The 23,641-nt window shown below is 70.7% G+C and carries 16 protein-coding genes; 8 read left to right on the top strand and 8 right to left on the bottom strand.

Annotated features, from left to right (window positions below; translation table 11 throughout):
• Positions 1 to 152 precede the first annotated feature (152 nt).
• A complete protein-coding gene (locus tag ACIQI8_RS18850) occupies positions 153 to 1,529 on the top strand; it encodes a cation:dicarboxylate symporter family transporter (RefSeq protein ID WP_402351472.1) in 1,377 nt (458 codons plus the stop codon).
• A gap of 46 nt (positions 1,530 to 1,575) precedes the next feature.
• On the opposite strand, the gene ACIQI8_RS18845 is transcribed toward ACIQI8_RS18850, so the two are convergent.
• Positions 1,576 to 2,214, bottom strand: a complete 639-nt coding sequence (locus ACIQI8_RS18845; protein WP_402351469.1) for a TetR/AcrR family transcriptional regulator — start codon at positions 2,212 to 2,214, stop codon at positions 1,576 to 1,578.
• A gap of 134 nt (positions 2,215 to 2,348) precedes the next feature.
• Here ACIQI8_RS18845 and ACIQI8_RS18840 point away from each other — a divergent pair, with 134 nt between their 5' ends.
• The 6 genes from ACIQI8_RS18840 to ACIQI8_RS18815 all read left to right on the top strand — a co-directional run bounded on the left by ACIQI8_RS18840 (position 2,349) and on the right by ACIQI8_RS18815 (position 9,737).
• Complete coding sequence (locus ACIQI8_RS18840; protein WP_402351466.1) at positions 2,349 to 4,064, top strand: MFS transporter; 1,716 nt, start codon at positions 2,349 to 2,351, stop codon at positions 4,062 to 4,064.
• A 140-nt stretch (positions 4,065 to 4,204) separates the two neighbouring features.
• Complete coding sequence (locus tag ACIQI8_RS18835; protein ID WP_402351463.1) at positions 4,205 to 4,969, top strand: DUF2127 domain-containing protein; 765 nt, start codon at positions 4,205 to 4,207, stop codon at positions 4,967 to 4,969.
• Between the two features lie 113 nt (positions 4,970 to 5,082).
• Positions 5,083 to 6,612 carry an AAA family ATPase gene (locus ACIQI8_RS18830; RefSeq protein ID WP_402351460.1) on the top strand — a complete coding sequence of 510 codons (1,530 nt, stop codon included), beginning with the start codon at positions 5,083 to 5,085 and terminating at the stop codon, positions 6,610 to 6,612.
• Between the two features lie 29 nt (positions 6,613 to 6,641).
• Positions 6,642 to 7,028: a MerR family transcriptional regulator gene (locus tag ACIQI8_RS18825; RefSeq protein ID WP_123999260.1), complete on the top strand. Its 387-nt coding sequence runs from the start codon at positions 6,642 to 6,644 to the stop codon at positions 7,026 to 7,028.
• On the top strand, positions 7,025 to 7,357 hold the full coding sequence (locus ACIQI8_RS18820; RefSeq protein ID WP_402351457.1) for a thioredoxin family protein: 333 nt from the start codon (positions 7,025 to 7,027) through the stop codon (positions 7,355 to 7,357). Before ACIQI8_RS18825 ends, ACIQI8_RS18820 begins: the two co-directional genes overlap by 4 nt.
• A 151-nt stretch (positions 7,358 to 7,508) precedes the next feature.
• Positions 7,509 to 9,737 (top strand): HelD family protein, encoded by a 2,229-nt coding sequence (locus ACIQI8_RS18815; RefSeq protein ID WP_402353992.1) that lies wholly within the window; start codon positions 7,509 to 7,511, stop codon positions 9,735 to 9,737.
• Here ACIQI8_RS18815 and ACIQI8_RS18810 read toward each other — a convergent pair.
• The 6 genes from ACIQI8_RS18810 to ACIQI8_RS18785 all read right to left on the bottom strand — a co-directional run bounded on the left by ACIQI8_RS18810 (position 9,724) and on the right by ACIQI8_RS18785 (position 20,072).
• Positions 9,724 to 10,578: a hypothetical protein gene (locus ACIQI8_RS18810; RefSeq protein WP_402351454.1), complete on the bottom strand. Its 855-nt coding sequence runs from the start codon at positions 10,576 to 10,578 to the stop codon at positions 9,724 to 9,726. The genes ACIQI8_RS18815 and ACIQI8_RS18810 overlap by 14 nt on opposite strands.
• 64 nt (positions 10,579 to 10,642) lie before the next feature.
• The gene (glgB, locus tag ACIQI8_RS18805) at positions 10,643 to 13,264 is read right to left on the bottom strand and encodes a 1,4-alpha-glucan branching enzyme (RefSeq protein ID WP_402351451.1); all 2,622 of its coding nucleotides are present in this window, start codon (positions 13,262 to 13,264) and stop codon (positions 10,643 to 10,645) included.
• A gap of 30 nt (positions 13,265 to 13,294) precedes the next feature.
• The gene (locus ACIQI8_RS18800) at positions 13,295 to 14,665 is read right to left on the bottom strand and encodes a maltokinase (protein WP_402353989.1); all 1,371 of its coding nucleotides are present in this window, start codon (positions 14,663 to 14,665) and stop codon (positions 13,295 to 13,297) included.
• A gap of 85 nt (positions 14,666 to 14,750) precedes the next feature.
• Entirely contained in the window at positions 14,751 to 16,451 is a 1,701-nt protein-coding gene (gene treS, locus ACIQI8_RS18795) for a maltose alpha-D-glucosyltransferase (protein ID WP_402351448.1), read from the bottom strand.
• Positions 16,448 to 18,550 (bottom strand): alpha-1,4-glucan--maltose-1-phosphate maltosyltransferase, encoded by a 2,103-nt coding sequence (locus tag ACIQI8_RS18790; protein ID WP_402351445.1) that lies wholly within the window; start codon positions 18,548 to 18,550, stop codon positions 16,448 to 16,450. Before ACIQI8_RS18790 ends, treS begins: the two co-directional genes overlap by 4 nt.
• 283 nt (positions 18,551 to 18,833) lie before the next feature.
• Complete coding sequence (locus tag ACIQI8_RS18785; RefSeq protein WP_402351442.1) at positions 18,834 to 20,072, bottom strand: S8 family peptidase; 1,239 nt, start codon at positions 20,070 to 20,072, stop codon at positions 18,834 to 18,836.
• Positions 20,073 to 20,404: 332 nt separating this feature from the next.
• Between ACIQI8_RS18785 and ACIQI8_RS18780 the strand changes: the two genes are divergently transcribed.
• Positions 20,405 to 23,023 carry a glycosyltransferase family 1 protein gene (locus tag ACIQI8_RS18780; RefSeq protein ID WP_402351439.1) on the top strand — a complete coding sequence of 873 codons (2,619 nt, stop codon included), beginning with the start codon at positions 20,405 to 20,407 and terminating at the stop codon, positions 23,021 to 23,023.
• A gap of 45 nt (positions 23,024 to 23,068) precedes the next feature.
• Here the strand turns inward: ACIQI8_RS18780 and ACIQI8_RS18775 are convergent, their stop codons facing one another.
• On the bottom strand, positions 23,069 to 23,587 hold the full coding sequence (locus ACIQI8_RS18775) for a DUF1990 domain-containing protein (protein WP_402351436.1): 519 nt from the start codon (positions 23,585 to 23,587) through the stop codon (positions 23,069 to 23,071).
• Positions 23,588 to 23,641 lie beyond the last annotated feature (54 nt).

Below are 23,641 nucleotides of genomic sequence, written 5' to 3'. Positions count from 1 at the left end.
ACCGCAATACGGAAGCAATATGGCCGGTTCCGGCCTCGGTTTCCAGCCGCTCGCCCCCCACTCTTCTCCCGCTCCACCCCATCCCCCACTTCGCCCGACCCGGACGTGAGCCGCACGCCGGTCCTACCGACGAAGACGTCAAGGAGGCAGCCGTGACGACGACGCCTACGGCACCTGCCGCGCCCGCCGCGAAGCGGGACCGCACGCACTACCTGTACATCGCCGTCATCATCGCGGTGGCGCTCGGCATCGCCGTGGGCCTGATCTGGCCCGACGCCGGCATCGAGCTCAAGCCGCTCGGTACGGGCTTCGTCAACCTGATCAAGATGATGATCTCGCCGATCATCTTCTGCACGATCGTGCTCGGCATCGGATCCGTACGCAAGGCCGCCAAGGTCGGCGCCGTCGGCGGTATCGCGCTCGGCTACTTCCTGGTGATGTCGCTGGTCGCCCTGGGCATCGGCCTGGTCGTCGGCAACATCCTGCACCCGGGCGACGGACTGCACATCACCGACGCGATCAAGGCGTCCGGCCACGACCAGGTGTCGGCCGACGCGCTGCCGCCGGTCGACTTCGTCCTGTCGATCATCCCGCTGACCTTCGTCTCCGCCTTCACCGAGGGCCAGGTCCTGCAGACCCTGCTGATCGCCCTCCTCGCCGGCTTCGCGCTCCAGGCGATGGGTTCGACCGGTCAGCCGATCCTGCGCGGTGTCGAGCACATCCAGCGGCTCGTCTTCCGCATCCTCGCCATGGTCATGTGGGCCGCCCCGATCGGCGCCTTCGGCGCGATCGCCGCGGTCGTCGGCTCCGCCGGTGTCGACGCGCTCAAGAGCCTCGCGGTCCTGATGCTCGGCTTCTACGTGACCTGTGTGCTGTTCGTCTTCATCGTGCTCGGCCTGATGCTGCGGCTCATCGCGGGGCTGAACATCTTCGTGCTGTTCAAGTACCTGGCCCGTGAGTTCCTGCTGATCCTGTCGACCTCCTCCTCCGAGTCCGCGCTGCCGCGGCTCATCGCGAAGATGGAACACCTGGGTGTCAGCAAGCCCGTCGTCGGCATCACCGTCCCGACCGGCTACTCCTTCAACCTCGACGGCACCATGATCTACATGACCATGGCGTCCCTCTACATCGCCGACGCCCTGGGCACCCCGATGTCCATCGGTGAGCAGATCCCGCTGCTGCTCTTCCTGCTGCTCGCCTCCAAGGGTGCGGCGGGCGTCAGCGGCGCCGGTCTCGCCACGCTGGCCGGTGGTCTGCAGTCGCACAAGCCCGCCCTGGTGGACGGCGTCGGTCTGATCGTCGGCATCGACCGCTTCATGAGCGAGGCCCGCGCCCTGACCAACTTCGCGGGCAACGCGGTCGCCACCGTCCTGATCGGCACCTGGACCAAGGAGATCGACAACGAGCGCGTCCGCCAGGTGCTCGCCGGCGATCTGCCCTTCGACGAGACGACCCTGCTGGACGAGGGGGACGACGCCCCGGTCGAACTCCCGGAGCAGGGCGGCGAGAAGGAACTCGCCAAGGCCTGAGGAACGGCCCGCAAGACGCCGGGTGGCTGGGTGTTCCCCCCGTCGCTCAGCCGCCCGGCCCACTCCGCTCGACGCTCAGCTTCGCCACCAGCTCGGTGGCGTCGCAGGCGGGTACGCCCGCCGCGGTCAGCACGGTGACCGTGGCGGCGCGACCCGCCTCCTGTGCTGTCAGCAGCCCGTCGTTGACCGCGTCCATCACCGCGAACAGCATCTGCTCGTGCACGTACGCCAGCGTGGAGGCAGGCAGGGGTGAGGTGAACTCGCCCGAGTCCAGGCCCGCTTGGATCACCTCCGCGAAGCCCTCGCGCACGGGTGCGAGGCGGGCCCGGATGCCCTGCACGGTGACGCTGCGCTGGGCCATCGCGACCAGGATGCGGTAGCGGTCGGCGACCTCCCACACCGCGAGCGTGCCGCCGGCCAGCGCCTCCACCGGCCCCTCGGCCGCCTCCCGCCCCGCGACGCGGGCCTGCGCCACCGCCGCCACTGCGCCGTCGACGAGGGTCGCGATCAGCGCCTCCCGGTTCGGGAAATGCCCGTAGACCGTCCGCCGTACGACCCCCGCGGCGCGGGCGATCTGGTCCATGGACGCGTCGGGATCGCGCAGCAGCTCCGCGAGCGCGACGTCGAGGATGCGACGCCGGTTGGCGTCGGCGCGACTGCTGTTACCCGTGGTCATGGACCTCATTGTGCCCTTCTTCCGGCTTCCTGCACAGGGTTGTGCAACGACTACTTGCACAGAGGTGTGCAGAGGAGTAGATTGCACATCGCTGTGCAACTGCACGCCACTGTGCAAGTCCGTCGAGGAAGGTCACGCCCGCCATGCGACTCGTCATGAACGAACCGGTCGAGAGGATGGACCGCCCCTACGCCCGGCGCTGGTGGGCGCTGCTCGTCCTGTGCCTGAGCCTGCTGATCATCGTGATGGCGAACACCGCCCTCACGGTCGCCGCCCCCGACATGACCCAGGACCTGGGCCTGTCCAGCGCGGACCTGCAGTGGGTCATCGACGGCTACACCGTCCCCTACGCGGCGCTGATGCTGCTGCTCGGCGCGATCGGCGACAAGTACAGCCGCCGCGGCGCCCTGATCCTGGGCCTGGTGGTCTTCGGCGGTGGCGCGGTCTTCGGCTACCTCGCCGGTTCCGCCACGACGGTCATCGCGGCCCGCGCCGTGATGGGCACAGGGGCCGCGCTGATCATGCCCGCCACCCTCTCCCTGCTCGCCGCGACCTTCCCGCGTGCCGAGCGCGCCAAGGCGATCACGCTGTGGACGGCCACCGCGGGCCTCGCGATCGCCGCGGGCCCGGTCGTCGCCGGCGCGCTGCTGCGCGGCCACGGCTGGTCCTCGACCTTCCTGATCAACGTCCCCATCGCCGCCGTCGCCCTGGTCGCGGCCCTCGTCGTGGTCCCGCCCTCCAAGGCCGGCCACCACGACCGGATCGACTACGTCGGCGGCCTGCTGTCGGTCGGGTGGATCGCCGCACTGGTCTACATGATCATCGAGGGGCCGCACTTCGGCTGGGGCGCCAAGGCGATCGGCGCCGCGATCGTGGCCGGCGCGGGCCTGGTGGCCTTCGTCGCCTGGGAGTTGCGCCACCCGCGCCCGGTCCTCGACGTCCGCCGCTTCACCGACCGCCGCTTCGCGGGCTCCAACCTCGCGGTGGCCCTCTTCTTCCTGGCCGTCTTCGGCGCCTTCTACTACCTCACCCAGCACCTCCAGTTCGTCCTCGGCTACGACGCCCTGGAGACCGGCGTACGCATGCTGCCGCTGGCCGGCGCGGTCTTCGCCGGCTCGGCGCTCACCGCCTGGCTCACGCCCCGGGTCGGCATGAAGTGGACGGTCACCGCGGGCATGGTCGGCGGCACGGTGGCCCTGGCCCTGCTCACCCGGGTCGACGCGGGATCGACGTACGCCGACTTCGTGGCACCCCTCGTCGTCCTCGGACTGGCGATCGGCCTCGCCCTCTCGCCCTGCACGGACGCGATCATGGGTGCCTTCCCCGAGTCCGAACTGGGCGTCGGCGGCGCGGTGAACGACACCTCGCTGGAGCTCGGCGGCTCGCTCGGCATCGCGATCCTCGGCTCGCTGCTGGCCACCTCGTACTCCGGCCACCTCTCCGACGCCACCGCCGGCAGCAAGCTCCCCGCGTCCACCCTGACCACGGCCCAGGACTCGGTCGGCGCCGGGTACGCGGTCGCACAGGGCATCGGCGAGAAGGCGCAGCAGCTCGCGGCACAGGCCGCGCGGGCCACCGACCCGACGCAGGCCGCCCAGTTGAAGGCGCAGGCCCAGCAACTCGCCCAGGGCGCCCGGCAGATGGCGGACGCGGTGGGCTCGTCCTTCTCCTCGGCCGTGGCCCACACCAGCCTGATCGGCGCGGTGATCCTGGCCGTCGGCACGGTGGCGGTGGCGCTGCTGCTGCCTGGGAAGGGCACGAAGGACGATGCCGGGGTCGCCGAGACCGGGGACGAGTACGCCGAGGTCGAGAGCGAGGACGCGAGCGAGAAGGAGCCCGCGCCGGCCGGCACCCGCTGACCCGTCCGCGGCGATCCGCCCGGACCCGCGCGCACCGATCCACACGCCCCGATCCTCACCAACCTCTTACCCGCGTCCACTAGCCTGCCGCGCCGGTCATTGCCGGCGCGGCAGGCCACTTCTCTTTGGAGGCACGGGGGATGAAGATCGACTGGGACCGGCGGACGTGTGCGCGCAAGGGGCACGTCACCTACGCGCCGGACGACCCCCGGCTGCGGGCGCGTCTGCACGCGCGGACCGCCCTCGGGGACGCCTGGCGCTGTCTGCGCTGCGGCGACTTCGCGCTCGGCGAGCCGCACGGTTCGGGACCGGCCGACGAGGCGCCGCTGGTGCCGCGCGGGAAGGTGCTGCGGGATCTGTTCATCCTGCGCTTCCTGGCGATCGAGCGGGCCGTGCGCGGGGTGTTCATCGTGCTGGTCGCGGCGGCGGTGTGGAAGTTCAGCAACAGCCAGGACGCGGTGCGCAGGCTCTTCGACGAGTACCTCGACGTCCTCCGGCCGGTGTTCAAGCACTTCCACTACGACCTCGACCACTCACCGGTCGTCGGCACCATCCAGAAGACCTTCGGCTACAAGCACTCCACGCTGGTCCTGGTGGCCGTCCTGCTGCTGGCGTACGCGCTGATCGAACTCGTCGAGGCGGTCGGGCTCTGGTACGCCAAGCGCTGGGCGGAGTATCTGACGGTGGTCGCCACCGCCGCCTTCCTCCCGCTGGAGATCTACGAACTCACCGAGCACATCAGCTGGTTGAAGATCGCCACCCTGGTCCTCAACATCCTCGCGGTGCTCTACATCGCCCTCGCCAAGCGGCTGTTCGGGCTGCGCGGCGGACGCAGGGCCTTCGACGAGGAGCGGGAGAGCGCGTCCCTGCTGGAGGTGGAGACGTCCGCCGGGGTGCTGGTCTGAGAACGGCAGGGGTTGATCACGGACAATCGCCGCAAATGCTTTGACCCGCCCCCGGGCACGGCCGCACGCTGGGAGGCCTGACACGACCGGTCGGACCAAAGGCGGAGGCCACCATGGGGGAAACGGGCGGAGTGGAGCTCGTCAGCTCGGAAGAATACGAACGCAGGTACGGCGAGGGGCGTGACCCCTCGCCGCTGTCACTGGAGCAGATCAACGAACTCTTCTACGAGTTCCTGACCGCGGTGGCGCGACCCAAGAACAAGGACCACGACGCCGCCCGCAACCTGACCAAGCGGCTGCGCGAACACCTGGGCGGCGCACCCGCCGACCAGCCCGTGGTCAAGGCCGCGTACCCGCCCTACGACCTGCCCAACGTGCATCTCGCTCTGGAGAACTGGTTCACTCCTCAGGGTCGCTCCTACCAGCTGGTCGGCATGCGGGGCGCGCAGCACCACGGCGAGCTCACCCTCGGCGACATCCTCGAAGCCGCCGACCGCTACGACCGGTTCACGATCGGCGCCGTGGACTACGCGCACCTGCCGATCGCGCCGGACGAGGAACTCGCCTGCGTCTCCTGCGGGTTCTACCTCGGCGTGGAGGGCGAGAACCGCTTCGCGGTCCTGCTGCGCGGACCGGCCGACGAATACGGGCGCAACAAGGTCGAGATCGAAGTCCTCGCCCAGGACAAGGAGTTCGCGGACCGGCTGCTCGCCGAGATCGACACCCTCGTGCACGAGCACAACATCTTCCGCGGCCAGGTGCTCTCCTTCGAGGGCTCCCAGTTCCGGCACGGCCTGGGACCGTTCAGCTTCCACCGCCGCCCCGGTCTGACCCGCGAGGACATCGTGCTCCCCAAGGGGCTCCTGGAGCGCGTCGAACGCCAGGTCGTCGGTGTGGCCAGGCGCCGCGAGCAGCTTCGCGCGGCCGGCCAGCACCTGCGCCGCGGACTGCTCCTGTACGGGCCGCCCGGCACCGGCAAGACCCACACGATCCGCTATCTCCTCTCCCACCTCCCCGAGTTCACCGTCGTGATCCTGTCCGGCGAGAGCATCGAAGCCATCGGCCCCGCGTGCGCCCTGGCCCGGATGCTCCAGCCCGCGCTGGTCGTCCTGGAGGACTGCGACCTGATCGCCGAGGCCCGCGACCACGGCGCCGGCGAACAGCCCCTTCTCTTCCAGGTGCTGAACGAGATGGACGGCCTCGGCGACGACGCCGACGTGGCCTTCCTGCTCACCACCAACCGCGCCGACCTGCTGGAGCCGGCCCTCGTCCAGCGCCCCGGCCGCGTCGACCTCGCGGTCGAGGTCCCGCTCCCTGACGAGTCGGGCCGCGCCGCCCTGCTCGCCCTCTACGGCACGGGTCTCGGCCTCGGCCCGGACATCACCGACGAGGTGGTGACCCGTACGGAGGGCACGACGGCCTCCTTCACCAAGGAGCTGGTCCGGCGCTCCGTGCTGATCGCCGCCGAGCGCGAGTCGGACACCACCGAAGCCGTCGACGTCCGCGCCGCCCTCGACGAACTCCTCTCCGACCGCGACCGGCTGACCCGACGGCTGCTCGGGGCACGGGACGGGAGCGAGGACGAGTGGCCGCCGGACACCAAGGACGACGACGAGGGTCCTGGGATCGAGCCCTTGCCCTGACGCCGACGTCAAGGATTACGTTCATGGACATGCGAATCGGCGAGCTGGCCGCACGGGCCGGGACCACGACGCGGACGCTCAGGTACTACGAGTCGCGCGGGCTGCTGCCCGCGCGGCGCTCCGGGAACGGCTACCGGACGTACGACGAGAGTGACCTGAAGCTGCTCGGGCAGATCAGGACGCTGCAGGACTTCGGGTTCGACCTGGAGGAGACGCGGCCGTTCGTGGAGTGTCTGCGGGCCGGCCATCCCGAGGGCGACACCTGTCCCGCCTCGCTCGCGGTCTACCGGCGCAAGCTGGCCGAACTGGACTCCCTGATCGGGGAGTTGCAGGCCGTGCGGGCGACGATCGGGGTGCGGCTGGCCTCCGCCGAGGGCGACTCACCGTTGTGCGAACTGGGAGGGCGGGAGCTGTGATCGAGGCGGCGGGCGTAACTGAGGTGACGGACACGAATTTCGCGACGGAGGTGATCGGGGCCGAGCTGCCGGTGCTGGTGGAGTTCACGGCGGACTGGTGTCCGCCGTGCCGGCAGATGGGACCGGTGCTGCGGGCCCTCGCCGCCGAGGAGGCGGATCGGCTGAAAGTGGTGCAGTTGGACGTCGACCGGAATCCGGAGATCACGAACGCCTACAAGGTGCTCTCGATGCCCACGTTCATGGTCTTCCGGGGCGGTGAGCCGGTGAAGGCCATGGTGGGGGCCCGGCCCAAGCGCCGGCTGCTGGAGGAACTGGCCGACGTGATCTGAGCCCTGGTACGAAAGAATCCCCCGAGCAATTGCGCTCGGGGGATTCTTTTGCGTATATTCAATGGTTCGCGACTTCAGGGCATTGAGTCGCGAAGAGGCTTAGTGAGCACACTATATCTGCTCGGGAGTGGAATTGTCAAACAGCGATGAAATTCGCAGTGAGCAGGAATTCATCGACGGACTGTACGCGCGGGTCGACGCCCTGCGCGGGGACACCGAGAGCGGTGTCACGGACGCGCTCGGGCAGGGCAACACGCCGATGCAGGCCCGGCTGGAGCGGGACATCCTGGTCGCCGAGCGGTCCGGACTGCTCGCCGCGCTGAACGCGGTGGACGGCTCGCTCTGCTTCGGCCGCATCGACCTCACCGCGGGCGGCAACCACCACATCGGCCGGATCGGTCTGCGCACCGACGACGCCGAGCGCACGCCGATCCTGATCGACTGGCGGGCCGCCGTCGCCCGCCCCTTCTACCTGGCCACCGGCCACACCCCGATGGGCCTGCGCAGGCGCCGGCACATCACCACCAGCGGGCGCGCGGTGACCGCGCTGCACGACGAGATCCTCGACCTGGGCGACCAGGAGCGCACCGGCCACGAGGACCCGACCGGCGACGCCGTGCTGCTCGCCGCGCTGAACTCCGCGCGCACCGGCCGCATGAACGACATCGTGCAGACCATCCAGGCCGAGCAGGACGAGATCATCCGCGCGCCCCATCGCGGGATCCTGGTCGTCGAGGGCGGCCCGGGCACCGGCAAGACCGCGGTCGCCCTGCACCGGGCCGCGTATCTCCTCTACGAGCACCGGGAGTTGCTCGCCAAGCGCGCGGTCCTGATCGTCGGACCCAACCCCGCCTTCCTCGGCTACATCGCCGAGGTGCTGCCCTCGCTCGGCGAGACGGGCGTCCTGCTCGCGACCGTCGGCGAGCTGTTCCCCGGCGTCAGGGCGAAGGCCGCCGACACGCGCGAGGCGGCCGCGGTCAAGGGCCGCGCCGACATGGCGGACGTGCTCGCCGACGTCGTACGCGACTGGCAGTCGCTGCCCGATCCGGTGATCGCGATCGAGCACGACCGGGAGATCCTGATGCTCGACGACGGTCTGGTGAGCGTCGCGCGCGAGCGCACCCGGGCCGCGCGGCTGCCGCACAACGTGGCCCGTGAGCACTTCGAGGGGCACATCCTCAACACGCTCACCGACATGGTCGCCGAACGCATCGGCACGGACCCGTTCGACGGCGGCAACCTGCTCGACCCGAGCGACATCACCCAGATTCGGGACGATCTCGCCGAGAACCCCGAAGTGTGGGCCGCCATCGACCAGTTGTGGCCCCGGCTGACCCCACAGCGGCTGGTCGCGGACTTCCTCGCCGACCCCGTGGGCTACCTGCCCGACGAGGACGCCGCCGCCATCCGCCGCCCGGCCACCCGGGACTGGACGGTCGCCGACGTGCCGCTGCTCGACGAGGCGGCCGAACTCCTCGGCGTGGACGAGCGGTTGGCGCGGGCGCGGGCCGACCGCGAGCGGGAGACGCAGGTCGCCTACGCGCAGGGCGTGCTGGACGTCTCCTACGCCTCGCGCACCTACGAGTTCGACGACAAGGACGCGGAGGACTCCGAGGTCCTGTCGGCGCACGACATCATCGACGCCGAACGGTTCGCCGAGCGGCAGGAGGAGGACGACCACCGCAGCGCCGCCGAGCGCGCGGCGGCCGACCGCACCTGGGCGTTCGGGCACATCATCGTCGACGAGGCGCAGGAACTGTCCCCGATGGCCTGGCGGTTGCTCATGCGGCGCAGCCCGACCCGCTCGATGACCCTGGTCGGCGACCCCGCGCAGACCGCGGAGGCGGCCGGCGTCGGCTCCTGGGAGAAGATCCTCGACCCGTACGTCGAGGACCGCTGGACGCACACGCGCCTCGGCGTCAACTACCGCACCCCCGCCGAGATCATGGACCTCGCGGCGGCCGTGGTCCGCGCCGAGCACCCCGGCTTCGAGCCGCCGAGTTCGGTGCGGTCCACGGGCGTACGGCCCTGGGTGCGCGCCACCGACGACCTGCCCGGCGCCGTGGCCAAGGCGGTCGACGAGCTGACGCCCGCCGAGGGCCGGCTCGCCGTCATCGCCCCGCGCAACCTGCACCGCCGGCTGGCCGCGCGGCTCGACGGAGTGACGGCGGGCGCCGAACCCGACCTGACGCGGACCGTCGTACTCCTGGACCCCCGTCAGGCCAAGGGCCTTGAGTTCGACTCGGTGCTGGTGGTGGAGCCGGGGCGGTACGGGACGAGCGATCTGTACGTGGCGCTGACCCGGGCCACCCAGCGGCTCGGGGTGCTGCACACCGGGCGGCTGCCGAAGGCGCTGGCCGACGCCGTCAGCGGGTCGTAGCGGTGGCCGTGGGGGAGGCGGAGGCCGGCGGGTGGCTGGGGTGCAGGGAGGGGTCGAGCGGGGCGAGCGACGCGCACAGGGCGGTCGGGAAGGCGGGCTCGACCGTCAGCACGTCCGTGCAGCCGCCCGCCGAGCTGCGGGCGATCGTCTTCCAGCCGGCCTTCGTCGCCCGGAAGAAGAAGCGGTCACCGAGCCGGGACGTGCAGGCGGAGTCCTTCGTGTCGTCGCCGCACGCCGGTCCGGTGCGCCAGGAGAAGTCCAGCACCAGCCACGTGCCGTCGCAGTGCTCGGCGTCCCGGTAGGTGTGCTCGGGCGCGCCGACCGCCATCAGGGCCTGGTCGTAGGAGCCGGGGGAGCAGCCGGTGGCCGGCGGGTCGCAGCCCAACTGGCCGCACAGCCGAAGGGCGGGCAACGTGGCGCCCTCGGCGGTGAAGACCGTGTCGTTGTCGACGGACAGATGCCGGTCGCCGAGCGCCTGCGGCAGCCGGACCCGGGCCGTGGCCCTGGTCTCCTCGGTGCATCCGGAGCGCCGGTCCGCGTCCGGTGAGTCGAAGGTGAGCTGCACCCATACGGTCCGGGCGTCGGAGTCGGTGACCTTCGCCCTGAAGTCCCGCACGCACGGGTTCTTGCCGTGCGGTACGTCCGCGTCGACGCTCAAGGTGCGGTGGTCACCGGCGAGCCGGGCCGCGGTGACCCTGGACGGCTGGGCGAGGGTCCACGGGATCGGCCCCGTGGCGGTCGCCGTCGCCGAGCCCCGGCCGGCCACCTCCGTCCCGCACCCGGCGAGCAGCAGCACGGCGAGCGCGCACAGCGCGGCCACCACTGACCTGTTGGATCGCACGTGCGACAACCCCCCGTGGGCGCACCGATGGTGACCCGGGCAACTATAGAACTCCCCACCCGCCTCAGGCGGGCCGCAACCAGACCGTCGCCAACGGCGGCAGCGTCAGCCTGATGCTGGCCGGACGGCCGTGCCAGGCCTGCGGTTCCGGCTTGATGTCGTCCGGGTTGGTGACGTCGCTGCCGCCGTACTTGCCGAGGTCGGAGTTGAGGGTCTCGGTCCAGGCCGGGATGTCGTCCGGGACGCCGAGGCGGTAGTCGTGGCGGACGACGGGAGCGAGGTTGGAGACCGCCAGGAGCGGGCCGCCCTCGGCGTCGTAGCGCAGGAACGCGAAGACGTTGTCCTCCGCCGCGTCGCCGACGATCCACTGGAAGCCGGCCGGTTTGATGTCCTGCTGCCACAGCGCCGGGGTGTGGCGGTAGACGGTGTTGATGTCCCGGACGAGGTCGCGGACGCCCCGGTGGTCGGGCGCGGCGCCGTACCCCGGGTCCAGCAGCCACCAGTCGGGGCCGTGGGCCTCGGACCACTCGGCTCCCTGGGCGAACTCCTGGCCCATGAAGAGGAGTTGCTTGCCGGGGTGGGCCCACATGAAGGCGAGGTAGGCGCGGAGGTTGGCGCGCTGCTGCCACCAGTCGCCGGGCATCTTGGAGACCAACGAGCCCTTGCCGTGCACGACTTCGTCGTGGGAGATGGGCAGGACGTAGTTCTCGCTGTAGGCGTACACCATCGAGAACGTCATCTCGTTGTGGTGGAACTTGCGGTGCACCGGCTCATGGGCGATGTAGTCCAGCGAGTCGTGCATCCAGCCCATGTTCCACTTCAGCCCGAACCCCAGACCGCCGAAACCGCCCGGACCGATGTGGTGGGTGGCCCGCGTGACGCCGTCCCACGCCGTGGACTCCTCGGCGATGGTCACCACGCCCGGCGCCCGCCGGTACACGGTCGCGTTCATCTCCTGGAGGAAGGCGACCGCGTCGAGGTTCTCCCGGCCGCCGAACTCGTTCGGCAGCCACTGGCCGGGCTCGCGTGAGTAGTCGAGGTAGAGCATGGAGGCGACCGCGTCCACCCGCAGCCCGTCGATGTGGAACTCCTGGCACCAGTACACGGCGTTCGCCACCAGGAAGTTGCGCACCTCGCGCCGGCCGTAGTCGAACTCCAGCGTGCCCCAGTCGGGATGCGCCGACCGCAGCGGGTTCTCGTGCTCGTACAGCGGCCGCCCGTCGAACTCCGCCAACGCCCAGTCGTCGCGCGGGAAGTGGGCCGGCACCCAGTCCATCAGCACCCCGATCCCGGCCTGGTGCAGCGCGTCCACCAGGAACCGGAAGTCGTCGGGCGTGCCCAGGCGGGCCGTCGGTGCGTAGAAACCGGTGACCTGGTAGCCCCAGGAACCGCCGAAGGGGTGCTCGGCGATCGGCATCAGCTCGACGTGCGTGAAACCGAGGTCCTTGACGTACGCGGGGAGCTGCTCGGCGAGTTGACGGTACGTCAGTCCGGGCCGCCAGGACGGCAGATGGACCTCGTAGACCGAGAACGGCGCCTCGTGCACGGGGATGTCGGCGCGGCGGGCCATCCACTCCTCGTCCCGCCACTCGTAGTGCGAGGCGGTCACCACGGACGAGGTGTTCGGCGGGACCTCGGTGCGGCGGGCCAGCGGGTCGGCGCGCAGGGTCTTCGAGCCGTCCTGCCGGGTCAGCTCGAACTTGTACAGCTCGCCCTCGCCGATGCCCGGCACGAACAGCTCCCACACCCCGGAGGAGCCAAGGGAGCGCATCGGATACCCGCTGCCGTCCCAGAAGTTGAAGGTGCCGGCCACGCACGCGCCGCGCGCGTTCGGCGCCCACACCGAGAAGCGGGTGCCGCTCACGCCCTGGTGCGTCATGGGGTGCGCGCCGAGCACGTGCCACAGCTCCTCGTGTCGGCCCTCCCCGATCAGATGCAGGTCAAGCTCGCCCAGCGTGGGCAGCAGCCGGTACGCGTCCTCGACCTCCTGCACCGCCCCCTCGTACGCCACGAGCAGGCGGTACTCCGGCACCTCGGACAGCGGCGCCAGGCCCGAGAAAAACCCGCCCCCGTCGTTCTCCAGCTCCAGCCGCAGGTCCCCGGCGACGACCGTGACCGCGAGCGCGTACGGCCGGAACGCCCGGAACACGACACCGCCCGGCACCGGGTGCGCGCCGAGCACGCCGTGCGGGTCGTGATGGGTGCCGGCGACCAGGCGGTCGCGGTCGGCGGAGGGAATGACGGGGGAGACGGGAGCGACGGGTGCCGGTGCCTCCGGCGGTGGGGTGGGGATCGACTCGGTGATCCTCTTGCCGGGAGTCTCCTTCGCCGAGATCGCCTTCACGATGGCCTTCTGGGCGGCGGCCTTCTTGGTCACCGCTTTCTTGGTCACCGCCTTCTTGGTGGCGGCTTTCTTGCTCGCCTTCTTTGCGGTGGGTGCCGCCTCCTTGGCCGCGAACTTCTTGGCGGTGCTCTTCTTGGCCGGGATCTTCTTCGCTGTCGCTTTCTGCGCCGCCGCTTTCTTTGTCGTCGCCTTCTTGGCCACCGCCTTCTCGGGCGCCGTCCTCTCCGCCAGGACAGCCTTCTCAGCGGCTTGTTTCGTGGTCTTCTTCGCAGGCTTCTTCGCGGCCTGCGAGTCGGCCGTCTTCTTCGCGTGCGAACCGCTGGACGAGGGGCGGGGGGTCACGGGCGGCGCCTCCTAGGCGAAAAACCGGGGTCAGATCAGGTCGGAAGTGGCGTAACGCTCGATCGCCGCCATCGGCACGGGGAGCCAGTCGGGGCGGTGCCGGGCCTCGTAGAGGACCTCGTATATGGCCTTGTCGGTCTCGTACGCGCGCAGCAGCACGGGATCGGTGCGCGGGTCGCGGCCCGCGGCCTCCGCGTAGCCGGAGCAGTAGGCGGCCCGGCAGGCCGCCGCCCACTCCGGTGCGGGCGGGCCCGCCGAGTGGGCCGCGTAGTCGAAGGAGCGGAGCATGCCCGCCACGTCCCGGGCCACCGGCTGCGGCAGCCGGCGCTCGGCGAGCGGTTTCGAAGGCTCGCCCTCGAAGTCGATCAGCGACCACTCCCCGTCGGCAGAGCGCAGGCACTGCCCGAGGTGCAGGTCGCCGTGGATGCGCTGGGCGGTCCAGGTGTGGCCCTCGGCCGCCAGGTCGGCCAGCGCCTCGAACGCGGAGTGCAGTCCGAGCACGTACGGCCGCAGCGCGGGCACCGCCTGAGCGGCCGACTCCAGCCGCTCGACCATGCCGTCGACCAGCGGCCGCAGCTGCGCGTTGCCCAGAGTGACGGTCGGCAGCGCGCGGGCGAGCGCGGTGTGCACCTCGGCGGTGGCCCGCCCCAGCGCCCGCGCCTCGCCGGTGAAGTCCTCGCCCTTGGCCAGCTCCCGCAGGGCCAGCTCCCAGCCGTCCGTCGCGCCCCGCACGAAGGGCTGCAGCACGCCCAGCACGTACGACTGGCCGTCCAGCTCGGAGCGCAGCCACGCCGTCGGCGCGGGCACCCGGGCAGAGCCCTCGCGGGCGAGCGCGAGCGGGAGCTCCAGGTCGGGGTTGACGCCGGGCGTGATCCGGCGCAGCAGCTTCAGGATGAACGTATCGCCGTATACGACCGACGAATTCGACTGCTCGGCGGTCATCAGGCGGGGGACCAGGTCCTCGGGGATGTCCCGGCCCGTGTCCCGCTCGAAGCGAAGCCCGCCGATGCGTGCCCGGGTGCGCAGCGCCTCCAGGAGCACCTCGGCGGGCCGGGTGTCGTACAGGGCGTCGTACACCGTCCGTCCGGCGAGCGCGCCCTCCTCCGCGTGTCCGATCAGCGCGGGCGCCAGCCGTGGTGGCAGCGCCTCGCGCACGCCTATGAGGAGCTGGTAGCAGTCCCCTGAGGACTGCGGCTGCTCGGCGACGACCAGCAGGTGGTAGAGGCCGAGCCGGGAGCCGGCCGGGAGCAGCTCGGTGGCCGCGACCAGCGTGAATCCGGTGACGGGGCGCCCCTTGCCGGCGAACCAGCGCTGCCTGGGCAGCCATTCCCGCAGCAGTGGGTCCAGTGACGCGAGGAGGCCGGTACTTGTCGCGTCGAAGCGGGTGACCGTGTCCGACATGAGCGTCATGTCCTTTCCCCGGGGGTCGGGGTGTTACTGATGCGTGCCCCGGGTGGGACAGTGGAAACCGCCCCACCCTGGGGTTCTATGCGGCGTCCTTGCGGAGCCGGAACCAGTAGAAGCCGTGCCCGCCGAGGGTCAGCAGGTACGGCAGCTCGCCGATGGCCGGGAATCGCACCCCGCCGAACAGCTCCACCGGGTGCCGTCCGCTGAAGGCCCGCAGATCGAGTTCCGTCGGCTGCGCGAACCGCGAGAAGTTGTTCACGCACAGCACCAGATCGTCCTCGTGCTCCCGCAGGAAGGCGATCACCGCCGGGTTCGACGACGGCAGTTCCGTGTAGGTGCCGAGGCCGAAGGCGTGGTTCTGCTTGCGGATCTCGATCATGCGTCGGGTCCAGTGCAGCAGCGAGGAGGGCGACGACATCGACGCCTCGACGTTGGTGACCTGGTAACCGTGGACGGGGTCCATGATGGTCGGCAGGAAGAGTCGGCCGGGGTCGCAGGAGGAAAACCCTGCGTTGCGGTCGGGTGTCCACTGCATCGGCGTGCGGACGGCGTCGCGGTCGCCGAGCCAGATGTTGTCGCCCATGCCGATCTCGTCGCCGTAGTAGAGGATCGGCGAGCCGGGCAGGGACAGCAGGAGAGCCGTGAACAGCTCGATCTGGTTGCGGTCGTTGTCCAGGAGGGGTGCGAGCCGGCGGCGGATGCCGATGTTGGCGCGCATACGCGGGTCCTTCGCGTACTCCGCCCACATGTAGTCGCGCTCCTCGTCGGTGACCATCTCCAGGGTCAGCTCGTCGTGGTTGCGCAGGAAGATGCCCCACTGGCAGTTCTTGGGGATGGCGGGGGTCTTCGCGAGGATCTCCGAGACGGGGTAGCGCGACTCCCTGCGGACGGCCATGAAGATGCGGGGCATGACGGGGAAGTGGAAGGCCATGTGGCACTCGTCGCCGCCGCTGGCGTAGTCGCCGAAGTAGTCGACGACGTCCTCAGGCCACTGGTTCGCCTCGGCGAGGACCACCGTGTCCGGGTAACTGGCGTCGATCTCCTTGCGGACCCGCTTGAGGAACTCGTGGGTTGCCGGAAGGTTTTCGCAGTTGGTGCCTTCCTCCTGGTACAGGTACGGCACGGCGTCGAGGCGGAAGCCGTCGATGCCCAGATCCAGCCAGAACCGCAGCGCGGAGATCATCTCCTCCTGCACGGCCGGGTTCTCGTAGTTGAGGTCCGGCTGGTGGGAGAAGAAGCGGTGCCAGAAGTACTGCTTGCGGACCGGGTCGAAGGTCCAGTTGGACGCCTCGGTGTCGACGAAGATGATCCGCGCCTCGGGGTACTGCTTGTCGTCGTCCGCCCAGACGTAGTAGTCGCCGTAGGGCCCCTCGGGGTCCTTTCTGGACTCCTGGAACCACGGGTGCTGGTCGCTGGTGTGGTTCATGACGAAGTCGATGATGACGCGCATCCCGCGCTGGTGGGAGGCGTCGACGAACTCGACGAAGTCGGCGAGGTCACCGAACTCCGGCAGCACGGCCGTGTAGTCGGAGACGTCGTAACCGCCGTCCCGCAGCGGGGACTTGAAGAAGGGGGGCAGCCAGATGCAGTCGATGCCCAGCCACTGGAGGTAGTCCAGTTTGGCGGTGAGTCCCTTGAGGTCGCCGACTCCGTCGCCGTTGCTGTCCTGGAAGGAGCGCACCAGGACCTCGTAGAAGACCGCGCGCTTGAACCAATCCGGGTCCCGGTCCTTGGCGGGCGTGTCCTCGAAGGTGTCCTGAACGGGCTCGTTGACGATCATATTGTGGGTGACCCTCCGATCTGCGGGGTGGACGGTCGCAGGACGGTGAAGACGTGCGCGGGCCGACGGCCCGGTTCGAGGCGCACATAGTTGGTCCTGCCCCAGTGATAGGTCTCGCCGGTGAGTTCGTCACGCACCGGCACCGACTCGTGCCATTCCAGGCCGAGTTGTGGCATGTCCAACGAGACCGTGGCTTCCTGGGTGTGGTGGGGGTCGAGGTTGACGACCACCAGAACCGTGTTCGAGCCGCTCCGTTTCGAATACGCGATCACCGCGTCCTGATCCACGTGATGGAAATGCAGATCGCGCAGCTGCTGAAGAGCCGGGCTCGCGCGGCGGATCGTGTTGAGCCGGGTGATCAGAGGGGCGAGGGTACGTCCCTCGCGGGCCGCGGCCTGCCAGTCGCGGGGTTTGAGCTGGTACTTCTCCGAGTCGAGGTACTCCTCACTGCCGGCCCGCAACGGCACCCGCTCGCACAGCTCGTACCCGCTGTACACACCCCACGCAGGGGAGAGTGTCGCCGCCAGCACCGCCCGCAACTCGAACGCGGGACGCCCGCCCTCCTGCAGGAACTCGTGCAGGATGTCCGGGGTGTTGACGAAGAAATTCGGCCGCATGTAAGCCGCCGTCTCCGTCGACAGCTCGGTCAGATACTCCGTCAGTTCCTGCTTGGTGTTGCGCCAGGTGAAATACGTGTACGACTGCTGGAAACCGATCTGCGCCAGTGTCCGCATCATCGCCGGCCGGGTGAACGCCTCCGCCAGGAAGATCACATCCGGATCCGAGGCGTTGATCTCACCGATCACCCGCTCCCAGAACATCACCGGCTTGGTGTGCGGATTGTCCACCCGGAAGATCCGCACCCCATGACCCATCCACAACCGCAGCACCCGCAGGGTCTCCGCGACCAGACCCTCGAAGTCCGCGTCGAAGGCGATCGGATAGATGTCCTGGTACTTCTTGGGCGGATTCTCCGCGTACGCGATCGTCCCGTCCGGACGGTGATGGAACCACTCCGGATGCTTCTGCACCCACGGATGGTCGGGCGAGCACTGCAGGGCGAAGTCCAGGGCGATCTCCAGGCCCAGGCGATCGGCCTCGCCCACGAACCAGGCGAAGTCCTCGACCGTGCCCAGCTGCGGGTGCACCGCGTCGTGCCCGCCCTCCGGCGAACCGATCGCCCACGGCACCCCCACATCCTCCGGACCGGCGGACAGGGTGTTGTTGCGGCCCTTGCGGAACGTCGTCCCGATCGGATGGATCGGCGGCAGGTACAGCACGTCGAAACCCATCGCCGCGATCGCCGGCAGGCGGCGGGCCGCGGTGCGGAAGGTGCCGTGCGGCTGCTCGGGCGTGCCGCCCTCGGAGCGCGGGAAGAACTCGTACCAGGCGCCGTACAGGGCCCGCTCCCGCTCCACCAGCAACGGCAGCGGCTCCGAGGCGGTCACGAACTCCCGCAGCGGATGCCCGGCCAGGACCGCGTCCACCTCCGGCGTCAGACCCGCCGCCAGACGGGAGGCCGCGGGGCGGTTCTCGTCGCGCAGGGCGGTGACGGCGGCCAGGAGCACCTTGCGCCCGTCGGCCGGGACCCCGGAGTCGGCGGCGGCCCGCTCGTACAGCCGCGCGCCCTCCTCCAGGACCAGTTCCGTGTCCATGCCGGCCGGGATCTTGATGCGGGCGTGGTGCCGCCAGGTCGTGACGGGATCGCTCCACGCCTCCACGGTGTAGGTCCAGTGGCCCGGCGCGCCGGGGGTGACGGTGGCGCCCCAGCGGTCGGTGCCCGGGGCGAGTTCACGCATCGGCGTCCAGGGGCCCGGGCGGCCTTCTGGATCGGTGAGCACGACATTGGCGGCCACGGCGTCGTGGCCCTCGCGGAACACGGTCGCCGAGACCTGGAAGGACTCGCCGGTCACGGCCTTGGCGGGCCGGCGCCCGTGCTGGATCACGGGGCCGACGTCGAGGACGGGGATACGCCCGATACCGGCGGCGGCGCCCGCGGAGGGTGGCTCCGGGGTCGACGGGACGGTCTCGGTGGGGGGTACAGGGGCTGGGGCGGTGCTGGGCGTCGGGGGTGCTGACGAGTGGTGCGTGGCGGGCATGACCGCTCCTGTCCGCGTCAACGTGGGTGGGCGGATGGCTGTGGGGAGGTGGGTCCTGCGTGGTGTTCCGGTGGAACGCGCTGGGATGTACCTGGTGTACCGCTGAGAGGTATCGGGCGAGCGTGCTGGGGGTGTACCTGGGGGAGCCTTCCCACCCTAAGCGAGTGAGCAATCCGGCACTTTGTTAACTACTCAGCCGTATGTCTACACACAAGACCGGCCCCGTTCGAGGGGAACGGGGCCGATATCAGGACTCTGCCAGGACCAGCACAGGACTTTGCCACTACGAGGGCGGCACCTGGAGAAGTTCGTCCGGTGATCCAGGACCCCGTCCGGAGACCTTTCCGGTCACCGCAAGTTTGACCAGGGCTTTGGACACCTGGGCCGGAGAGGCCCTGCGATGGCCGGCCAGATAGAGCGCCGCGGCGCCCGCGGCATGGGGGGCCGCCATCGACGTACCGGAGAAGGTGGCGCGGCCGGTGTCGCTCGCGTTCGACGCCGAGACGATCCCGACACCCGGGGCGAACAGGTCCACGGCGGGCCCGAAGTCGGAGAAGCCCGCGCGTGCGTCCGCCCTGTCGGTGGCGCCGACGGTGACGGCCTCCTTCACGTCGGCGGGGGAGTAGCCGCCGGCCGGCCGGCCGGCGTTGCCGGCGGCGACGGCGTAGGTGACGCCGGAGGCGATGGAGGTGCGTACGGCCGCGTCCAGCTGGGCGTTGTGGTAGCCGCCGAGGCTGAGGTTGGCGACCGCGGGCCTGTGGGCGTGCCGGGTGACCCAGTCGATGCCGGCGATGACCTGGGCGGTGGTGCCCGCGCCGGCGTCGTCGAGGACGCGTACGGCGACGACCCTGGCCTTCTTGGCCACGCCGTAGGTCGCGCCGGCGATCGTCCCCGCGACGTGGGTGCCGTGTCCGTTGCCGTCGCCGGCCGCGTGGTCGTCGCCGACGAAGTCCCAGCCGTAGCTCGCCCGTCCGCCGAAGTCCTTGTGCGTGACGCGGATGCCGGTGTCGATGACGTACACCGTGACGCCGCTGCCCCCGGAGGCGGGCGCGCGGTAGTCCTTGTCCAGCGGGAGGGCGGGCTGGTCGATGCGGTCCAGGCCCCAGGACGGCGGGTCGGACTGCGGGACGGCCCGCGGGTTTGTCGGTGCGCCGGTCCGCGTGCCGTCGAGCGCGACCCGGGTGTCCTGGACGACCGCGGCGACCCCGGGGTCGGCCGCGAGCCGCCTCGCCTGTCTCTCGTTCGCCTTGATCGCGTAGCCGTTGAGGACCGTGCCGTAGGTGTGGCTTATTTTCGCCCCGTACCGCTCGGCGATGTCCTGGCCCGCGGCCGACGGGGCCTTCGTGGCCCCCTTGAGCGTCACCAGGTAGCTTCCGCCGACCGAACCGGCCTCCCCGGCGCCGAGTATCCGCCCCTGCGGGACGGCGTGCGCGGGCGGTGCGATGGCCGAAAGCGCGGCGGCACAGGTCACCGCGGTCAGGCCCCCCGCCCAGCGCAGACGCCATGTGCGCGTCCTTGCCATGCTTCGAGTTCCCCTCCTCGATCCGGCGTGCGGCGATCACGGAACACCGGGCGCACCCGGCGGCCGGGCGGCACGCCACTTGGAGCCTCTCGTGAGGTGGGAAGGCCCACAAGGACGCCTATGGGGGCGGAATCGGCCATATCGGTTATGTGGTGAGCGAGGTGGAGAGGGAGGGTTGCGCTCATTTTCGGTCGATGAGTGATCGACCTGTATCGGCACGCTTGATCCGGAAGGGTCCGCCACACGGACGCCGGGGTAACCATTACCGTCGTCAATGACGTCGAGACGCACACCGCCGTGCGTCCGCACAGCGATCTGCGCTGAGGTGGAATGTGAAGGCGATCCGTCGATTCACCGTCCGTCCCGTTCTCCCCGACCCCCTCCGGCCCCTGAGCGATCTGGCCCGCAATCTGCGCTGGTCCTGGCACGCCGAGACACGCGACCTGTTCCAGTCCGTCGACCCCGAGCGCTGGGCGGCCTCGGACGGCGATCCCGTACGACTGCTCGGCAGTGTTTCCCCCACGCGGCTCGCGGAGCTGGCGGAGGATCATGGCTTCCTGCGCCGGCTGACCGAGGTCGCCGGTGACCTCGACGAGTACGTGACCGGTGAGCGCTGGTACCAGGCGCAGCCCGGTGGACTGCCCGCCGCCGTCGCCTACTTCTCGCCCGAGTTCGGGGTGACCGCCGCGCTGCCGCAGTACTCGGGCGGCCTCGGCATCCTGGCCGGCGACCATCTCAAGGCGGCCAGCGATCTCGGGGTGCCGTTGATCGGGGTCGGACTGCTGTACCGGCACGGCTACTTCCGGCAGTCCCTGTCCCGGGACGGCTGGCAGCAGGAGACGTACCCGGTGCTCGACCCGAACGAGCTGCCCGTCGCGCTGCTCAAGGAGGCCGACGGCACGCCCGCGCAGGTCTCCCTCGCCCTGCCCGGCGGCAAGCTGCTGCGGGCCCGGATCTGGCTGGCCCAGGTCGGCCGGGTCCCGCTGCTGATGCTGGACTCGGACGTCGAGGAGAACGCCCTCGGCGAACGCGGTGTGACCGACGTGCTCTACGGCGGCGGCAGCGAGCACCGGCTGCTGCAGGAGATGCTGCTCGGCATAGGGGGCGTGCGGGCGGTGCGGACGTACTGCCGGCTCACCGGTCACGCCGATCCCGAGGTCTTCCACACCAACGAGGGGCACGCCGGGTTCCTCGGCCTGGAGCGGATCGCCGAACTCGGCGACCAGGGGCTGGACTTCGACGCCGCGCTGGAGGCGGTGCGGGCCGGGACCGTGTTCACCACGCACACCCCCGTGCCGGCCGGCATCGACCGCTTCGACCGCGAGCTGGTCGCCCGGCACTTCGGTCCCGACGCCGAACTCCCGCGGATGGACGTCGGGCGCATCCTGAGCCTGGGCATGGAGACCTACCCCGGCGGTGAGCCCAACCTCTTCAACATGGCCGTGATGGGCCTGCGGCTCGGGCAGCGGGCCAACGGTGTGTCGCTGCTGCACGGGCAGGTCAGCCGGGAGATGTTCTCCGGGCTCTGGCCGGGGTTCGACCCCGAGGAGGTGCCGATCACCTCCGTGACGAACGGGGTGCACGCGCCGACCTGGGTCGCGCCGGAGGTGTTCCGGCTCGGGGCGCGGCAGATCGGCGCCCAGCGCACCGAGGACGCGATGACCGTCGGCGGCTCGGACCGCTGGGACGCGGTCGCGGACATCGGCGACCAGGACATCTGGGAGCTGCGCCGGGTGCTGCGCGAGCACCTGGTGGACGAGGTGCGCGAGCGGCTGCGCGCCTCATGGCGCCAACGCGGGGCGGGGACCGCCGAGTTGGGGTGGATCGACGGGGTCCTGGACCCGGACGTCCTCACCATCGGGTTCGCGCGGCGCGTCCCCTCGTACAAGCGGCTGACGCTGATGCTGCGGGACCGGGACCGGTTGATGGACCTGCTGCTGCATCCCGAGCGGCCGATCCAGATCGTGGTGGCGGGCAAGGCGCATCCGGCGGACGACGGCGGGAAGCGGCTGGTGCAGGAGCTGGTGCGGTTCGCGGACGACCCGCGGGTGCGGCACCGGATCGTGTTCCTGCCCGACTATGGCATGGCGATGGCGCAGAAGCTCTACCCCGGCTGCGACATCTGGCTCAACAACCCGCTGCGCCCGCTGGAGGCCTGCGGCACCTCCGGCATGAAGGCCGCGCTCAACGGCTGCCTCAACCTCTCGGTCCTGGACGGCTGGTGGGACGAGTGGTTCCAGCCCGACTTCGGCTGGGCGATCCCCACCGCGGACGGCGCCGGGACCGACCCCGACCGACGGGACGACATCGAGGCCTCCGCGCTCTACGACCTGCTGGAGCAGCGGGTGACACCGCGCTTCTACGAGCGCGGGGAGCACGGCCTGCCCGACCGCTGGATCGAGATGGTCCGCCAGACCCTCACCCTGCTCGGCCCGAAGGTGCTGGCGGGGCGCATGGTCCGGGAGTACGTCGAGCGCCTCTACACCCCGGCCGCCCACGCCCACCGCGCGATGGACCCGGCCTCGGCCCGCGAACTCGCCGCGTGGAAGGCGCGGGTGCGGGCCGCCTGGCACGCGGTCACCGTCGACCACGTGGAGACGTCCGTCGCCACACCCACCGCGGAGCTCGGCACCACCCTCGGACTGCGCGTCCGTGTCGGACTGGGCGACCTCAATCCCGAGGACGTCGACGTCCAGGCCGTCTCCGGGCGCGTCGACCCCGAGGACCGCATCACCGACGCGGCGAGCGTCCCCCTGAAGCCGGCGGGCGGACCGGACGCGGAGGGCAAATGGGTCTACGAGGGCCCCCTCGCCCTGGACCGCACCGGGCCCTACGGCTACACGGTCCGCATCCTGCCGACCCACCGACTCCTCGCGTCCGGCGCGGAGTTGGGCCTGGTGGCCGTGCCGTCGGAGGAAGCGGTGGAGGGGGCGGGGGTGTTGCTCAGGTAGCGGTCCGCGCCGTTCGGTCCGAGCGGCGGTCGCACCGACCGCCGCTCAGGCCGCGTCGAACGGCGCGCACAGTTGCTGGAGCACCTTCCCGCAGCGCCGCGCGTACGCGCTCTGCAGTCCGCGCGCCGCCGGGCCGCCCGCTCGGGAGTACCACTTGGCGGCGCGGCTGAAGGCGGAGACCGTGAGCCAGACCGTGCCGTCACCGGTGCGGTCGACCAGGAAGAGTTCCTCGCCGGACTCCGGGTGGCCGCTCAGGGTGCCGTAGGCCCAGCCCGCTCGGCGGGGTTCGTCGACCGTGTAGACCACCCGGCACGGGGCCTTGATCATGCCGGCGAGGGTGACCGTGACCTCGACGTCGGGGGCCGCGCGCTCGGCGGTGGTGTCGATGCCCAGGCCCGTCGTGCGGTGCATCTCCCAGGTCAGGACCGCCTCGGAGGCCCGCTGGAAGACCTTCTCGCCCTCGCCGAGGCGAGTACGGACATGCAGGGAGTGGAAGCCGGGAGGGCAGAAACCGACGCGCCGGGTCGCGCCGACGTCGTCGTACGTGAAGTCCGTCAGGGGCATGGGAACCAAGGGTAGGGCGGTACCCGGGAATGCCTTCGTCCCGGGTACCGCCCC

It is taken from the genome of Streptomyces sp. NPDC092369, from assembly GCF_044755245.1.
In the GTDB taxonomy this organism is placed as follows: Bacteria; Actinomycetota; Actinomycetes; order Streptomycetales; family Streptomycetaceae; genus Streptomyces.
The sequence above is the reverse complement of the archived record's forward strand: the minus strand, read 5'-3'. Positions and strand labels throughout refer to the sequence as shown.

Coding starts and splice junctions, on each gene's coding strand:
- ACIQI8_RS18845 (WP_402351469.1), bottom strand. CDS start 2,214: ATGAGGTCCATGACCACGGGTAACAGCAGTCGCGCCGACGCCAACCGG.
- ACIQI8_RS18840 (WP_402351466.1), top strand. CDS start 2,349: ATGCGACTCGTCATGAACGAACCGGTCGAGAGGATGGACCGCCCCTAC.
- ACIQI8_RS18835 (WP_402351463.1), top strand. CDS start 4,205: ATGAAGATCGACTGGGACCGGCGGACGTGTGCGCGCAAGGGGCACGTC.
- ACIQI8_RS18830 (WP_402351460.1), top strand. CDS start 5,083: ATGGGGGAAACGGGCGGAGTGGAGCTCGTCAGCTCGGAAGAATACGAA.
- ACIQI8_RS18825 (WP_123999260.1), top strand. CDS start 6,642: ATGCGAATCGGCGAGCTGGCCGCACGGGCCGGGACCACGACGCGGACG.
- ACIQI8_RS18800 (WP_402353989.1), bottom strand. CDS start 14,665: ATGTCGGACACGGTCACCCGCTTCGACGCGACAAGTACCGGCCTCCTC.
- treS (WP_402351448.1), bottom strand. CDS start 16,451: ATGATCGTCAACGAGCCCGTTCAGGACACCTTCGAGGACACGCCCGCC.
- ACIQI8_RS18790 (WP_402351445.1), bottom strand. CDS start 18,550: ATGCCCGCCACGCACCACTCGTCAGCACCCCCGACGCCCAGCACCGCC.
- ACIQI8_RS18785 (WP_402351442.1), bottom strand. CDS start 20,072: ATGGCAAGGACGCGCACATGGCGTCTGCGCTGGGCGGGGGGCCTGACC.
- ACIQI8_RS18775 (WP_402351436.1), bottom strand. CDS start 23,587: ATGCCCCTGACGGACTTCACGTACGACGACGTCGGCGCGACCCGGCGC.